Source organism: Erwinia rhapontici, from assembly GCF_020683125.1.
GTDB lineage: Bacteria > Pseudomonadota > Gammaproteobacteria > Enterobacterales > Enterobacteriaceae > Erwinia > Erwinia rhapontici.
On sequence record NZ_CP085627.1, the window covers coordinates 3,445,401 to 3,461,071 of the forward strand.

A 15,671-nucleotide genomic window follows, 5' to 3' on the forward strand; every position below is an offset into this window, starting at 1 on the left:
AATTAGCGGTCCACGTCTGACATAACAAAATCGATACTACCGAGGTATACGATCAGGTCGGATACCAGGCTGCCGTTGATCACCGAAGGGATCTGCTGCAAGTGCGGGAAGCTTGGCGTACGCACGCGGGTGCGGTAGCTCATGGTGCTGCCATCACTGGTGAGGTAGTAACTGTTGATCCCTTTTGTCGCCTCAATCATCTGGAAGGATTCGTTGGCCGGCATAATCGGGCCCCACGACACTTGCAGGAAGTGAGTGATCAGGGTTTCGATATGTTGCAGCGTGCGCTCTTTCGGCGGCGGTGTGGTCAGAGGATGGTCGGCTTTGAACGGGCCTGCTGGCATGTTCTTCAGGCACTGTTCCAGAATGCGCATACTCTGGCGCATCTCTTCCATCTTCAGCATCACACGCGTGTAAGCACAGCTCACGCCGTCTCCGATTGGCACTTCGAAATCGAAGTTTTCATAACCGGAGTACGGGCGCCATTTACGCACGTCAAAGTCCAGCCCCGTACCACGCAGACCAGCACCGGTGGTGCCCCAGGCCAGCGCTTCTTCCATGTTGTAGGCAGAAACACCTTTGGAGCGGGCAATCAGCACGGAGTTTTTCAACGCCGTCTGTTCGTAAGCTTTCAGACGTTTTGGCATCCAGTCGAGGAACTCACGCAGCAAGCGTTCCCAGCCTTTCGGCAGGTCATGCGCCACGCCGCCAATGCGGAACCAGGCCGGATGCATACGGAAACCGGTAATAGCTTCCACTACGTCATAAATTTTCTGGCGATCGGTAAAGGCAAAGAACACCGGAGACATAGCACCGACGTCCTGAATAAACGTAGAGATGTACAGCAGATGGCTGTTTATACGGAACAGCTCTGAAAGCATCACGCGAATCACTTCAACGCGTTCTGGCACCTTGATACCTGCCAGTTTTTCAACCGCCAGTACATAAGGCATTTCATTGACGCAGCCGCCGAGATACTCGATACGGTCAGTGTACGGAATGTAGCTGTGCCAGGACTGGCGTTCGCCCATTTTTTCCGCACCACGATGGTGGTAGCCGATATCCGGCACACAGTCGACGATCTCTTCGCCGTCCAGTTGCAGGATGATACGGAAAGCACCGTGCGCTGATGGGTGGTTCGGACCCAGGTTGAGGAACATGAAGTCCTCATTGTTGGTCGAACGCTTCATGCCCCAGTCTTCTGGTTTGAAGGTCAGGGACTCCATCTCCAGATCCTCTTTCTGCTTGGTCAGCTCGAAAGGATCGAATTCGGTCGCACGCGCCGGATAGTCTTTACGCAACGGGTGCCCTTCCCAGGTCTGCGGCATCATGATGCGCGTCAGGTGTGGGTGGCCCTCGACATTGATACCAAACATCTCCCAGGTTTCACGCTCATACCAGTTGGCATTCGGGAAAATTTTGGTGATGGTTGGCACATTCAAATCGTTTTCAGACAACGCCACCTTGAGCATGATGTCGCGATTGCGTTCAATGGAGATGAAGTGATAGAAAACGGAAAAATCCGCCGCCGGTAATCCGGCACGGTGCGTACGCAGGCGCTCATCCATGCCATGCAGGTCATACAGCATCACATAAGGTTTAGGCAACTTGCGCAGGAACTCAATAATCTCAAGCAACTGCTCACGTTTCACCCAGACTACCGGCACGCCGGTACGGGTTGCTTGCACGGTAAAGGCATCAGGCCCAAAACGATTACGCAGCTCGCCGATCACCGGGTCATCCTGGTGATCTCGGGTTTGCCATAACGGCTGAGCGAGATCTTGCGTGGTTAAATCTGTCATAAGTTGTTCACCATTCTGGCCTGTCAGACAGGCACTCAGTGTTGGCGTCAGGTGGGTCAGCGCGATGACATTGTGTTTTTATTGCGCTTTTCATGACCACATCCATAAACTGCTGTCTTAAATTTCGTCAGGGGTACGCAGATTAGTGACTGCGATACGCTCGGCGTTTTTCCTGTCGCGCTCAGATTGCATATTGGCGCGATAAACGCCCTGATCGCTGACCACCCACGACAGCGGGCGACGTTCTTTTCCGATGGACTCCTGCAGCAGCAGCAGCGCCTGCATATACGCTTCAGGGCGCGGTGGGCAGCCTGGAATATACACGTCAACTGGCAGGAATTTATCCACGCCCTGTACTACGGAATAGATGTCGTACATGCCACCGGAGTTGGCACAGGCACCCATTGAGATCACCCATTTCGGTTCCAGCATCTGGTCATACAGGCGCTGAACAACCGGAGCCATCTTGGTGAAGCAGGTTCCTGCAACCACCATAAAGTCTGCCTGGCGCGGCGAAGCACGGATAACTTCAGAACCAAAGCGCGCAACGTCATGCACCGACGTAAACGACGTGGTCATTTCTACATAGCAACAGGAAAGACCGAAGTTAAACGGCCAAAGGGAGTTCTTGCGACCCCAGTTCACCATGTCGTGCATGGCATGTTCCAGCTTGCCCATGTAGACGTTTTGATGAACGTGCTTTTCCAGGGGATCGGTCACGATCTCCTGTTTTTGCAGTGGGTAACGGTCATTCTCACCGTTCGGGTCTATGCGGGTGAGCGTATAGTCCATGTTAATGCCTCGCTGTTACTGCTTGTGACGGTTGGCGTGCGAGATGGTGGTAGGTTTGACGTCAAACTGACGACGGGCAGGAGCCCAATCCAGTGCGCCAATGCGAACCAGATAAAACAGACCAGCAAGCAGAACCAAAATGAAAATGGCGGCTTCGACAAAGCCGACCCATCCGCTTTCGCGAATAGCCGTCGACCATGCGTAGAGATAGAGGGCTTCAACGTCGAAGATGACGAAGAACATGGCAACCAGGTAGAACTTGGCAGACAGACGCAGTTTGGCGCTGCCTACAGAGGCGATACCGGATTCAAAAGGTGTATTTGTATGCCTTCCACGGGCTTTTCCGCCCAAAAACCATGCTCCGGCCAACATCAGGCAGCAGAGACCAATCGAGACGATCAGGAAAACAGCGAATGCCCAGTGATGGGCGACGACTTCTGTGGTTGTTGACATACTCTTGCTTACTCACCAAAAGTGGCGTTTTGCGTCCTGCTCTATTATTTGGCAGTTAACACACCACATCGATTCAAGGGAAGAATGAAAAACCTTATAAATTTTACCGTCTTTAGCGATTAGGCAGTAATTTTATGTGGTTTTTTACTCCTTTAACTGACCTTTTGTCAACTTTGACAAAACTATCCGCACATTATTTTACACTCACAACATTTATTTAACACATGATGCTCAAAAAATGGGCTAAATCGAGTCAGTGACATCATGTGATCAAAGTGTAGCGGTTAAAACCTTGTTTGGATCGTGTATTTAACAAGGCCTATTTTGGCAGGATTCGTCCTCTTTTCCTGCCCCTTAATGGGGTTATTTTTTTGATCCAGAACACAGTTTGGTGTTTTTAGTGATAAAAACGGTCGGTTTTTTACTGCCGAATCAATTCACTGATCGGATCAGATGGCTCGGAAAGAGGAAAAAAATCGTCGTTCAACGAATAGGTGAATTTTTGACACCGCAGTGTTAATTGACGTCAAAAAAAGAAGGGTTTCACTCGACTAAAAGGTAAAAAAAAGGCCTTTCAGATTAAAAATACGCTGAAAGGCCTTTTTTACTCAGTAAAACTTAAATTCATCAATGTTTAATGATAAAAGTAATCGTTTGCGTTTACTGGTTATTCTTCTTCATCGGCAAAAGCTGCGCTGTCTGGCGCTGCAGGGGTCAGGCGGTAGGGATCATTGCCGGACTCCATTGCGTTGAAGATTGCCAGCGCCAGTTCGTTATCGCTGTCCGGGTTACGGCACAGCAAATACTCGGTGTCTGGCAACATTGGCAGCCCTTCAGCAGCCCCCATTACGCGTAATTCCGGGCTCATCATCTCAACCGGACGAGCTGTGACACCCAGGCCCGCTTTCACCGCAGCACGGACCGCAGCAAGTGTTGAGGCAACGTACGAGATACGCCACGGAATGCCCGCTTCGTTAAGATGGTCAATGGCCATGTCACGGTATGGGCTTGGCTCATCCAGCAGAACCAAAGGAATGGCTTCTCCACGCTGGAAGATGTAATCCGCTGCGCAGTACCACAATGTTGGAGACGTACGCAGAACCTGCCAGGCGAAGTTCATCGGGCTGGAGGTCGTCACCACCAGATCAACTTCACCCTGGTTTAACATTTCCATCATGAAGGGATTGCGTTTCACACGGACATCGATAGCCAGTTTCGGGTAAACCGATGTCACGCGGTTGAGCAGAAACGGTAAAATGGTATCAGAAGTATCATCAGATGCGCCGATGGTCAGTACGCCCTGAATGTTGCTGTACATCAGAGAAGTACAGGCTTCATCGTTGAAGCGCAGGATTTTTCTGGCGTAGCCCAGTAACTGAATACCATGTTCCGTTAATAACTTGTTGCGTCCATGCCTGGCAAACAGCTCTTTGCCTACCAATTGTTCCAGACGCTGCATCTGCTGGCTTACGGCTGACTGCGTTCTGCACACCGCTGCTGCAGCGGCAGCAAAGGTGTTCAAATCAGCAACAGCAACGAAGGTTCTCAGCAGATCGAGGTCAAGATTAAGTATTGGACGATTTGCACTAGTCATGTTTTTTTCTTCACTTTATAAGTTTTTTACAAACAGCTACCCTGGTGTTATTACCTTTTTTATCAATGGGATAAAATGATAACAATTGCATAATGGCTACAGTGTTTAGCAATAAAAAAAATTACCCGATGCATTACTTTCATTGGCAGACGAATAAGTAGTTTTTACTCTGGTAATTTTGACCAATGGTGAATGGCAAGATCGCAGAGAAAAGGTTCTTCCGTCTGATACATCACTAATGCACGCTGCACTAACCCATAAGTTGCAGGAAGCCGCGTCGTTATAGTTAAGTAACGCCGACAAAACTCAAAAAGAGACGAGTTGCGGTGTCGTTAGTCTAAAACAACCCTTGAAAATTAAGTTACCAACACGCTGTAGAAACAGCGAAAAATGTTAAGCAGTACTTATTGTTTAGAGTAATAAAAATCTTTTTTTTATTACCGGAAGAACCTGCACACCCGGTGCAAAGTCTCCTGAAGGTTATCCTGACATACTGTCGTTTACTTTTTAAGCCCAAAACTGATTATTCTTATCACTAAAGTAAGATTTTATTGGCAACAGCCCGCAGCACAGGCCCTGACACTACAAACTTTATTATTCCCACAGCACGATTATCACACTCGGTCGAGGCAGCATGCGGATCAGCCCTCAATGGTCAATCTTCACGCAAAGCCCCCTTTGTACAAAAAACATACCGACAAATAAGCGTAACTTGACTGTTTCATGTATCATCAGTACATCAATATTTACTAAATAATTTAATAATCACGTTGAAAAAGTATGACGGATAGGACAATACGCTGAGATTTTAAAACATCTGAATAGTTGTTCACATCGGATTACACTCAGATAACAGCATGAAATGTCATAAAACAGCGATCCAGTGTGCACGCCTGCCATCTGAATGAAAAAACATCCTTTAACACACCAAAGCCTGTTGCCACCCTTCAAAAGGAACCAGGAGAAGAGTACATTGTGCAATGTTTAGTTTTCCACGGCAGGAATGCCCTTCTGCCAGTCAAGGCGACAGAGATGACCCCAATTGATAAATCCAGCAAACTGGATAATGTGTGTTACGACATTCGCGGCCCGGTATTAAAAGAAGCCAAGCGCCTCGAAGAAGAAGGAAATAAAGTCCTCAAGCTGAACATCGGTAACCCTGCCCCGTTCGGTTTTGAAGCCCCGGATGAAATTCTGGTCGATGTCATCCGTAACCTGCCAAGCGCACAGGGTTATTGCGACTCAAAAGGCCTCTATTCCGCCCGTAAAGCGATCATGCAGCATTATCAGGCGCGCGGCGTGCGTGATATGACAGTAGAAGACATCTATATCGGTAACGGTGTGTCTGAACTGATTGTGCAATCCATGCAGGCGCTGCTGAACAGCGGCGACGAAATGCTGGTGCCCGCGCCGGATTATCCGTTGTGGACGGCGGCCGTATCGCTCTCTGGCGGCAAAGCGGTTCACTACCTGTGTGATGAGTCTGCAGGATGGTTCCCGGACCTGGATGATATCCGCAGCAAAATTACACCGCGTACTCGCGGCATTGTGATTATTAACCCGAACAACCCGACCGGTGCCGTCTACAGCAAAGAACTGCTGTTGGAAGTGGTCGAACTGGCGCGTCAGCATAACCTGATTATTTTTGCCGACGAGATCTACGACAAAATTCTTTATGACGCCGCACAGCATCACTCTATTGCCGCCCTGGCACCGGATCTGTTGACCATTACCTTTAACGGTCTGTCAAAAACCTACCGTGTGGCGGGCTTCCGTCAGGGCTGGATGGTGCTGAACGGGCCGAAAAAACATGCGAAAGGCTATATTGAAGGGCTGGAAATGCTGGCCTCAATGCGCCTGTGCGCTAACGTCCCTGCGCAACATGCGATTCAGACGGCGCTGGGGGGATATCAGAGTATTAGCGAATTTATCCAGCCTGGCGGCCGTCTGTATGAACAGCGCAACCGTGCCTGGGAGTTGATCAATGAAATCCCGGGAGTCAGCTGCGTGAAGCCGGATGGCGCGCTGTATATGTTCCCGAAAATCGACAGTAAGAAGTTCAACATCCACGATGACCAGAAAATGGTGCTCGACTTCCTGCTACAAGAAAAAGTGCTGCTGGTGCAGGGTACTGCGTTTAACTGGCCGTGGCCGGATCACGTTCGTATCGTCACCCTGCCGCGCGTGGATGAGCTGGATATGGCGATTAACAAGTTTGGTCGCTTCCTCAGCGGCTATCGCCAGCTGTAATGTTCCCCCCAAAGAGCGGCTAAGGCCGCTCTTCGCATTTTGACGTAAGGGAAAATGACCATGACTCAAAGCCACTTCTTTGCCCACCTCTCCCGCCTGAAACTGATCAACCGCTGGCCGCTGATGCGTAATGTGCGTACCGAAAATGTCTCGGAGCACAGCTTACAGGTGGCAATGGTCGCCCATGCTCTGGCCCTGATCAAAAATAAGAAATTTAATGGCAATCTCAACGCTGAACGTATCGCAATGATGGCGATTTATCACGATGCCAGCGAAGTGCTGACCGGCGATCTGCCCACACCGGTGAAGTATTACAACGCGCAGATTGCCCATGAGTACAAAAAGATAGAGAAGATTGCCCAGCAAAAGCTGATTGAAATGCTGCCGGAAGAGCTGCGTTCCGCCTATGCACCGCTGATTGATGAACATCAGCACAGCGAAGCGGAGACGGCCATCGTCAAGCAGGCTGATGCTCTCTGTGCCTATCTGAAATGCCTGGAAGAATTATCAGCGGGTAATAATGAGTTTCTGCTGGCAAAAGCGCGGCTTGAGAAGACGCTGACGCAGCGCCACAGCCCGGAAATGGACTATTTCGTCGAAGTCTTCGTGCCGAGCTTCAGCCTGTCGCTGGACGAAATCAGCCAGGACTCGTTGTAATCCTCCCGGGCGCGGCATGCCACGCCCAGCTGCACGGATATTTCCCAGGGGTCAGGCATGCCTGACCCGGCGGTCAAAACGCATACTCCAGTTTCAGACTCACGTCATTACGATCATAGCTGTACAACCAGTCGACGTTACTCTTCACCTTGTTATGCCGCACGGTCAGCAGTGGAACAAACCCCGCGACCTTGCAGTCAACCGCCTTCAGCACCAGCGTATAATTCTGCTCTTTGTCGCGACGACGCATCTCAAGAAGCGGACTGTACATGCCGTAATCACGCTGCCGATACGCGCTAAATACGGTCGCCTGGAACCCGGCAGGTAACTCAACAGAAGCGCCCAGACGAACGCCCTTCTGCTGATAGGCATTGACCTTATCTTCCGCCGTACTGTCGACAAAATCGATACCGCCAAACAACGTCACCCCTGCCCCAACCTCACGATAAAAGGTGGTGTAAGTTGAGGTTTGCCCGCCATCAAAATTTTGCGCATACAGCTGCTGCCGAAAGCGCATCGCTTTATAGTCGCTCTCAATTTTCAGCAACGAGGCGCTGCCCGCCAGATAGCTCCACTCTGCGTGCGCACCCCAGGCACCGTAAAAGGCGTCATTACCCAGATCGTAATACTCAAACGTGGGTGCAACAGCAATCTGATGGCGTCCCTTGCGATAGCTGTAACCCGCCTGAGTACTGAAGGTTGTTTCGTTGTAGTCGCCGTGGGTGCGGTACTGAGTACCAAACAGCTGTGAACGAATATACAAGCCATGATGCTGCCAGATGGGAATACGCCGCTGCACGCTGGCGTCAAAGCTGATGCCAGTGGTACTGATCGCCTTCGGTAAGGTGCGCTCGTAATAACACTGACCACTGATCGACAGCAGGCAGGTCTGGCTGGCAGAGGTCCGGTTAACGTTATCCGTCCATTCGGGACCAAAAGCGAAAGCCCCGGTCCAGGCCTGACGTTGTTCCAGTGCATCACGGAACAGGCCAATCGACTTGCGGACGCCCACCGTTTTTGGGTCGCTGGCATCAATACTCTCCAGCGTCTCGGTGAAGGTATTCTCCGCCTCGCGCTCCTGACCATCTTCAAACAGCGTGCGGGCCAGCTCAAGCCGGGCTGGCAGGAAACCGGGCTGCCTGTTCAGCAGTGCGGTAAATTCAGCAACAGACTGCGAAAAATCCCCCCGTTTGCGCGCCAGCAATCCCTGTGCGTAGTGCACCAGCAGCGGGTCACGGTCGGCAAAGGTCAGATAGTCATTGAGAAAACGTTGCGCTTCCGGCCACTGCTGCGATTGCAGCGACAGATAGAGCGCCTGCCCCACGGCCGGGGAGCTGTGCTCTACCTGCCAGGTTTGTCCATCAATCGTAATTGTACTGCCGGCCGGGGCGGTGGTTTCACTCTGCAACAGATCGCGTTCGCGGTCTGCCGCCTGGCGCTGCACGTTCATCTCAAGCATGCGGCGAGTATCTTCACGCTCCTGAGCATGAGCGACTGTGAGCGTACAAAAAAAGGGTATAGCGATTCGTAAGGCACGGATACCCATCAGCCTGCTCATCCGCATAACGTTCCCCGAATAAAAAAAGCAGGGATCCGATAAAGGATCCCTGCTGAGGAGCAACCCTCAGGCTGCCGGTAGATTAGTTTTTAGTACCACCAAAGGCAGTATCTTTATTACGGTCTGAGAATTTCACCAGACCGGCTACAGCAGAAGCGCCTGTACCGTAGAACTGACCATTCAGAGCACCACCGGTACCGCTAACGCTGGTTACCGCTACGTTGCTTGCCGCCAGTTTCACATCGGAAGCAGAAGTGGTAATGGTGCCGCCGGTGAAGGCGATATCACCGGTAGAACTGGCCGTTTTGGTGCTGAAGTTAGCAGTCAGCGTACTGGATGGCAGGGCTGCTGTCGCAGAGGTGCCACGGTTGATGGATTTCACCGCATAGGTCACTGGACCAGTGGTTGGCAGCGTGGTGGCAACATTCCCATTGTTCCCTACGTAAAATGCGGTATGAGTGCCATTAACTTTGCTACCGACAGCCGTCCCTTCTGCATCCCACTCACCGAACCACACATCCTGGGTTCCCACCTTGGCAAATGACCAGACCCCCAGGCCACCATGACCAGGAACGCCGATAGCCGTCAGTTGTTTACCGGAGAATTTGTAGCCATCGTTCCCACTGTTTTTGAACATCGGTAACGTGAAATGGCTGAAAGCCGTGATGGCACTGTTTAACTGCCCGCTCACTCCCGCCCCTGCAACAGCAGGCGTCGTCGTTCCAGCCTGACCAATAAGCAGGTTACTGCTGGCACTGGTCCCCCCGACAATGACCGCTGCCTGTGCCACACCTGTTGTCGCCAAAATTGCCAAAGCCAGAACCACTTTATTCTTTGCAAACATTGGAACTCTCCTTAAAAAGATGATTTACAACGGTTAACTGCAAATTTAGAGCCGCCCTTACGTGTTACACCAGCGGCTCCGGTCAAAAAAATTAAATACAAATCACAATGATATGTATTTGTATTTACATATAAGAGCGTAGTTACCCCGGAAAAAGCGGAATATCCCCCTGGTAACTGCCTCACGCGCTACGAACGCGGGAAGAACTGAATCTGTGCGGTAAGTCGTTTCGGTTCACCATCTGGCGGTGCCGGTACCGGTGAAGCACGGCGTAACAGAGACAACACTTCATTATCCAGTGCACTAAAACCCACGCCCTTTCTGAGTGCTACCGTCTGTACATTTCCCTGACCATCAAGGGTAAATTCGACGGTCGCCACCCCCTGCTGTCCGCGATCCTGTGCCGCCTGCGGATAGCGTTTGCGCTTCTCCAGATGGGCCATCACTTTGCTCATCCAGGTCGCCCTCTGTTGGGGTGACAGCGCGTTGCTGGCGACGGTCTGGCGGGCGGCGTTACGTAATGCCTGCTGCGCCTGTACCTGTGCCTGAACGCTCTGGGCTGATGCAGCTTGCTCGCGTTGCTGCTCTTGTTGCTGTTTTTGCTGACGCTGCCTTTTCTGCTGCGCCTTGCGTTGTTCATCTTTTTTACTTTTCGATGCCCGGGCGGCTGACTGGGTCATCACCGTTTTTTCCACGACAGGCAGCGGTTTTTCTGGGTCCTTCAATGATGGCTGCGGCTGTGCTTGCGCGGGTGCCGCTGCGCCATCGCTCTGCGCTTCTTCTTTGTTCTGCGCCTGACTGGCCTGGGCATCCACCTTTTCCGTGGTGATATTGTTCTGCTGCGTCTGTACAGCCTGCGCCGTATCGGCGATTTCAATCATAATGGCTGCGGGAGGGGCATCGTCAGCAGCAACCGGCGGTGGCGTCCACATCCACCAGACTGCCAGACCGCCATGTAGTGCCAGCGCCAGCAGACCACCCGTTAACCACAGCGGAGAATCTTGCTGACTTTCCGGCCCGAGTACGCCTTGCATACCACCCCCAACCTGTTTTTATTCTTTCACCCCTCTCGGGTTGATTGCCTGGCATCTTGCTTCTTACTAATAAAACGAACGGCGCGGCTTTTTTTTCTCAGTGAAGACAACGTTTTTTGATTTAAATGAAAAAAAGAAAACGGGCGGGGTTTCCCCCGCCCGCAAAAGGCTATCAGAACTTCATCGTCACACTACCGCGCAGTGTCCTGCCTGGACCGGCCTGCGGTGAGATACTCATCGCCTCGACATAATAACGGTCGGTCAGGTTATCAACGGTCAAATCAAACGTCGTATTCCTGTTCAGCTTATAACTGGCGTACAGGTCAACCAGCGCATACGGACGCCAGCGAGAAGGCTGAATTGAGCCGACACCCAGTGACTGTGTGGTTTTCTCACTGCCATCACCAATTCCCTCGGTGTAGCGGCTGCCGATCCAGTTAACACGTGAACCCACGGTCAGCTTGTCATCGAGGAAACGGCTTCCCAGATTCACCGTCACCGTATCTTTCGGCGGTACCTGTTGAAGCGCGAAGCTGTTGTAAATCCCCCCGGCTGCACACTCGGTATATTCAGGATTAATACTGCCCGGCACCGCGCAGAACATCACATGGGTATAGTGGTTCCAGCCCACACTGCCGAACACTTTGCCGGTGTCATACTCAGCGGAAACTTCAAAACCGCGCATCTCGGCTGACTTCAGGTTAATGCGTCCCAGCGCATACCAGGTGAACCACGGCGTCTCCATAGGGACATTGGAACGGGTAATGTAATTATCAACCTGGTTATCAAAATACGCCGCATGCAGGCGCAGTTTGTCTTCTTTCATCAGTACGCCATCGCGCAGAATGTTAATTCCGGCCTCATAGCTGCGTGCCTGTTCCGGTTTCACGGCGTTATCCGCCACCGGCACGCCAAATGACGGGCTGGTCAGTGACTCAAAGATACTGGGGTTGCGCATGACATTGCTGTACTTCACATAAGGTTTCACACCTTCAAACGGCTCAACCGTTGCACTGATAATCCGTGACCAGCCTTTATCGGTACGCTCATACGGTGTTTCCAGGGTTGGCGCCTCATCCAGGGTTTTATAGTGCTGATAGCGCACATGGCCGTTCAGTGTCAGCCATTCCTGCGGTTTCCATTCCAGTGTGGTAAAGGCATTACTCTCGCGGCGATTACCCTCGCGCGGTTGTGGCATGACCACCGAAAGATCATCGACAAATGTAACACCCCTCGGTGTGCCAACATCTTCACGTGTATAACCTCCGCCCAGCTCAACGCTGACATCCCCGACAGGCGTGGTGAACAGTGAGGTATTCGATGCGGTGGCACCCCAGCGATCCGCACCGACCAGCATAGCGGTAGAGGTCAGAGTGCCCAGCGTTTCATTGTAGCTGGTGGCATTAGCACGGTTATCCACCTGATTGTAAAACGTGTTCACTTTGAGGTTAATCAGATCGGTATCATCGGGCTGCCACTGATAACGCGCAGTCCAGGTATCTAGCGTGATATTACTCAGCCGTCCCTGATAGAAAGAGGGGGTGATAAAATACGTCGATCCCAGCTGATAGCCGTAGTCACTGATGTATTTTGAATATCCCAGTTCCAGCGTCTGGTTATTCACCATCTTCAGCTTGCCTTTCAGCAGCCAGGATTCGTTATCCAGCGAGGTATTCAGCACCTGCTCACCGCCACGGTAAGGTCCAATGCCGCCGTTGACTAAGGTGTTATTACCATAGAGATCCACTTTGGTCGTCACCCGGGGCTGGCCGCCACCGTGCTTACCCGCGTAGTAGTTACCGTTGTAGCGCCGGGCATAGGCAGCTACACCGTCAAAATAGTCGCTCGTCCCTGCCACCGCAATACTTCCGGAACCGCCCGTTGCCTCCAGTAACCCCGGACGCCGGGTGTCATTCTTATAATACATCTGGTCATAAGTCGGACTATCGCCAGCATAGCCGAACGATTTTTTCATGCCCGCACGGGTACCTTCCGCAGGAACATGACCACTGTTGCTGTTAAAGCCGCCCTTAATACGTACCCCCAGACTTTCGCCCGGCAGCAAAATATCCTGTACACCGATGGTACTGACGCGCACCACCCCACCGATGGCACCAGTGGCATCGGCACCCATGCTGGCACCCTTTTCAATCTCGACGGAACCAATAAAATCCGGGTCAATATAGGTACGTGAGTTCGATCCATTATATCCCTGATAAATGCTGGTCTCCTGGCTGGATCCATCGACAATAACCGGTGCTCGTCCCTGTCCCTGCATACCACGTATGTTCACATCCAGCGCCCCTGAGTTGCGGGCATCACCATTCAGCACACCGGGTACACCAGAGAGGAAGTCGCCTACCGAGGTGCCGCGAAAACGCTCCACCTGTTCGCCAGAGAGATACGCTCTGGAACCGGCACTTTCATAGGGTGCGTCCGCTGGCGTTCCACCTGCTTTAGCGGTCACGGTAATGGTGCCCAGCATCAGGGCATCATCGTCGGCATTGGATGCTGAAGCCGTATTCAGTGTGACCGTGTTGCCGCTGAAGTTTGCCTGTAGCCCACTGCCCTGCAACAACCGGTTCAACGCGGCGTCAGACGTGGTGGTGGTGGAGATACCCGGAGATGTCTTCCCGGCCGCCATTTCTGGTGGATAACTGATCTGCATACCGGACTGGCGGCCAAACGCGGCCAGCGCGCCGGACAGTGAACCGGCCGGGATGCTGAATGAAATTTGCTGTGCGGCTTCTGCGTGTGCACTGTGAGACAGCACCACCAGCGGCAACGAAAGTGAACCTAAAAGCGTTGCGCTTAACAGTCGGGTACCGACACGACGTGCAAGGCGAACTTCAACTGACGAAATCATAAATCCCCTCGGCAAAATATTGTTATTTTGTAAGCGGCCGATGATGCAGGTGACAGCCAGCACGCTCTGTCAGATACAACGAATGGGAATGACAATTTTTCTCATTAAGATGTTTTTTTTACAAAACTATTTTGGGGGAGAATGAAAACGTAGGGAGGAAGGTCTTTTTCGGTCAGATCGTGGCGATTACCGTCAGCCACGGACTCAGTTCATGCACTTTGCCACCACGAGGCTGCACCGCAGCCTGCAAGGCGCTCAAGGGGTCACTCAGATTATAGACACCGCTAATACGCTGATGACCAAGGCGGCTGCTGGCCATCACCACCTTGCCCGGCTGCCAGCGCGCAATGCGTGCGACCACTGATGATAATGTTTCGCCGTCCACCACCAGCGTACCGTCCTGCCAGGCACCGGCGGCATCAGCAGTATGATGACCATGTTCGATCAACTGGCTGTGCAGATCCAGGGTCAGCCAGTCACCGGCACCCAGCTGCGGACTGACCGGGTCACTGTTACCCGCGATAAGCACTTCAGCACTGCCGCGCCCGACGCTGACATTCAGCAGCGAACTCTCCTGGCTCAAATCGAAAGCACTGTCGAAAGTACTGACCTGCATATCACGCGCCACCGCGCGAAAAGTACGCATGTCGTCAGCGGCAACATCAATCCACGCCATCCCGGAGAGCAGCTCAATACGGCGCTCCTGCGGGGTAAAATGATAACGAACGGCACTGTCCGGTCCCAGCGCGATAGCGGTTCCGTCCTCCAGCCGCAGATGTTTCACTTCTGCGGTCGCCGTCACGTTGTCAGCACGAAGGTTAAGCAGCAGTTGGGGTCCCGCCACTGCCAACAGAGCCCCCGCAGCAGCAACTGCAGTTGCCCCCAGCAGAAAACGACGACGGGATAATTCCGGTCGGGAAGGAAGGGGCACAACGGTGGAGGGGGAAACATGCAGCAAATCGCCGGACAGGCTGTGAATATGCATCGCCTCGCGCCAGGCCGCTTCATGGGCAGGGCCACGCGCGCGCCAGACCTGAATCAGATCGCGCACCTGCGGGGTATCCTTGCCAGCCTGCAACATGATGATCAGGTCGAAGGCTTCTTCAAACAGTTTATCGTCCTGCGACATGTTTCCAGTCATCTGAGCAAATCCGGTTCGCTGGCGCGTCGGCAAAAAGAGCATTCATACTGTAATGGATAAGAGATGCGTTTGCTTATTTTAGTTCATTGCTTATGCGCATCGTTCAATTTCACGCGCAGATGAAGGTAGGCGCGTTGAATCAGTTTCCAGCAGTGGGAAATAGAAATATCCAGCTCCTCTGCCACCTCGTTAATCGTCATCTCCCCTAAACGATACAGGCGGAAAGCCTGCTGAGTTTGTAACGGCAGCTCATGCAGCGCATCGTTCAGTATTTGCAGATCCTGACGCGCACCAAAGGTCCGTTCCGGCCCGGAGAGCGGGTCAGCAATGGCATAGAAGTCCTCTTCCGGCATCTCTTCTATGGTGACAATCTGCTGGCGGCGATAGAGGTCAACCGAGAGGTTACGTGCCACCCGGTGCAGCCACGCACGCGGGTTATCATCCTTTTGCGGTGCCGAACTGAGGATGCGCAGGAAAGTATCCTGGGTCAGATCGGCGGCCACATCAGGCCCGTGCCCGCGTTTCTGAAGAAACTGCTGGATCTCGTGCGCGTGCTTCTGGAAGAGCAATTTGAGGTTCAGCATAGCGCCACCCCGGGAGCCGGAAGTTTAAAGCGAGCACAAGCAACGTTAATGCACACCATAAAAAAGTACCCTGGAGAGGACCAGCACGCGGTTGCG

11 protein-coding genes and 1 pseudogene are annotated in these 15,671 nt (G+C 52.4%); 2 read left to right on the top strand and 10 right to left on the bottom strand.

The annotated features are described in order from the left end of the window. Positions 1 to 2 precede the first annotated feature (2 nt). From nuoC to lrhA, 4 genes and pseudogenes are all read right to left on the bottom strand, one after another. Positions 3 to 1,816 (bottom strand): annotated as a pseudogene (gene nuoC / locus LJN55_RS15945) (NADH-quinone oxidoreductase subunit C/D). 103 nt (positions 1,817 to 1,919) lie between these two features. Then, complete coding sequence (locus tag LJN55_RS15950) at positions 1,920 to 2,594, bottom strand: NuoB/complex I 20 kDa subunit family protein (RefSeq protein ID WP_133841399.1); 675 nt, start codon at positions 2,592 to 2,594, stop codon at positions 1,920 to 1,922. A 15-nt stretch (positions 2,595 to 2,609) separates the two neighbouring features. After that, positions 2,610 to 3,047 (bottom strand): NADH-quinone oxidoreductase subunit A, encoded by a 438-nt coding sequence (locus LJN55_RS15955; RefSeq protein ID WP_133841398.1) that lies wholly within the window; start codon positions 3,045 to 3,047, stop codon positions 2,610 to 2,612. 667 nt (positions 3,048 to 3,714) lie between these two features. Further along, positions 3,715 to 4,641, bottom strand: coding sequence for a transcriptional regulator LrhA (gene lrhA / locus LJN55_RS15960; protein WP_133841397.1), 927 nt, complete (start codon positions 4,639 to 4,641; stop codon positions 3,715 to 3,717). Positions 4,642 to 5,673: 1,032 nt separating this feature from the next. Between lrhA and LJN55_RS15965 the strand changes: the two genes are divergently transcribed. Beyond that, the gene (locus LJN55_RS15965) at positions 5,674 to 6,891 is read left to right on the top strand and encodes a pyridoxal phosphate-dependent aminotransferase (RefSeq protein WP_133841396.1); all 1,218 of its coding nucleotides are present in this window, start codon (positions 5,674 to 5,676) and stop codon (positions 6,889 to 6,891) included. A 60-nt stretch (positions 6,892 to 6,951) separates the two neighbouring features. Continuing rightward, positions 6,952 to 7,548 carry a 5'-deoxynucleotidase gene (gene yfbR / locus LJN55_RS15970; protein WP_133841395.1) on the top strand — a complete coding sequence of 199 codons (597 nt, stop codon included), beginning with the start codon at positions 6,952 to 6,954 and terminating at the stop codon, positions 7,546 to 7,548. Positions 7,549 to 7,621: 73 nt separating this feature from the next. Here yfbR and LJN55_RS15975 read toward each other — a convergent pair whose 3' ends face one another. From LJN55_RS15975 to LJN55_RS16000, 6 genes are all read right to left on the bottom strand, one after another. Next, on the bottom strand, positions 7,622 to 9,106 hold the full coding sequence (locus LJN55_RS15975; RefSeq protein WP_227534831.1) for a porin family protein: 1,485 nt from the start codon (positions 9,104 to 9,106) through the stop codon (positions 7,622 to 7,624). An 82-nt stretch (positions 9,107 to 9,188) separates the two neighbouring features. Next, positions 9,189 to 9,950, bottom strand: coding sequence for a Slam-dependent surface lipoprotein (locus tag LJN55_RS15980; protein WP_133841394.1), 762 nt, complete (start codon positions 9,948 to 9,950; stop codon positions 9,189 to 9,191). A gap of 188 nt (positions 9,951 to 10,138) precedes the next feature. After that, positions 10,139 to 10,984: an energy transducer TonB gene (locus LJN55_RS15985; protein WP_212813094.1), complete on the bottom strand. Its 846-nt coding sequence runs from the start codon at positions 10,982 to 10,984 to the stop codon at positions 10,139 to 10,141. A 172-nt stretch (positions 10,985 to 11,156) separates the two neighbouring features. Then, positions 11,157 to 13,850: a TonB-dependent receptor gene (locus LJN55_RS15990; protein WP_133841392.1), complete on the bottom strand. Its 2,694-nt coding sequence runs from the start codon at positions 13,848 to 13,850 to the stop codon at positions 11,157 to 11,159. Positions 13,851 to 14,022: 172 nt separating this feature from the next. Beyond that, positions 14,023 to 14,991 carry a FecR family protein gene (locus tag LJN55_RS15995; RefSeq protein ID WP_227534832.1) on the bottom strand — a complete coding sequence of 323 codons (969 nt, stop codon included), beginning with the start codon at positions 14,989 to 14,991 and terminating at the stop codon, positions 14,023 to 14,025. 83 nt (positions 14,992 to 15,074) lie between these two features. Further along, entirely contained in the window at positions 15,075 to 15,575 is a 501-nt protein-coding gene (locus tag LJN55_RS16000) for an RNA polymerase sigma factor (protein WP_133841390.1), read from the bottom strand. Between the last annotated feature and the right edge of the window lie 96 nt (positions 15,576 to 15,671).

Excerpts from the sequence above, each read along its gene's own strand:
- yfbR (WP_133841395.1), top strand. The coding sequence starts at position 6,952 with ATGACTCAAAGCCACTTCTTTGCCCACCTCTCCCGCCTGAAACTGATC.
- LJN55_RS15980 (WP_133841394.1), bottom strand. The coding sequence starts at position 9,950 with ATGTTTGCAAAGAATAAAGTGGTTCTGGCTTTGGCAATTTTGGCGACA.
- LJN55_RS15965 (WP_133841396.1), top strand. The coding sequence starts at position 5,674 with ATGACCCCAATTGATAAATCCAGCAAACTGGATAATGTGTGTTACGAC.
- LJN55_RS15950 (WP_133841399.1), bottom strand. The coding sequence starts at position 2,594 with ATGGACTATACGCTCACCCGCATAGACCCGAACGGTGAGAATGACCGT.
- LJN55_RS15975 (WP_227534831.1), bottom strand. The coding sequence starts at position 9,106 with ATGAGCAGGCTGATGGGTATCCGTGCCTTACGAATCGCTATACCCTTT.
- LJN55_RS15955 (WP_133841398.1), bottom strand. The coding sequence starts at position 3,047 with ATGTCAACAACCACAGAAGTCGTCGCCCATCACTGGGCATTCGCTGTT.
- LJN55_RS15995 (WP_227534832.1), bottom strand. The coding sequence starts at position 14,991 with ATGACTGGAAACATGTCGCAGGACGATAAACTGTTTGAAGAAGCCTTC.
- LJN55_RS15990 (WP_133841392.1), bottom strand. The coding sequence starts at position 13,850 with ATGATTTCGTCAGTTGAAGTTCGCCTTGCACGTCGTGTCGGTACCCGA.
- LJN55_RS16000 (WP_133841390.1), bottom strand. The coding sequence starts at position 15,575 with ATGCTGAACCTCAAATTGCTCTTCCAGAAGCACGCGCACGAGATCCAG.
- LJN55_RS15985 (WP_212813094.1), bottom strand. The coding sequence starts at position 10,984 with ATGCAAGGCGTACTCGGGCCGGAAAGTCAGCAAGATTCTCCGCTGTGG.
- lrhA (WP_133841397.1), bottom strand. The coding sequence starts at position 4,641 with ATGACTAGTGCAAATCGTCCAATACTTAATCTTGACCTCGATCTGCTG.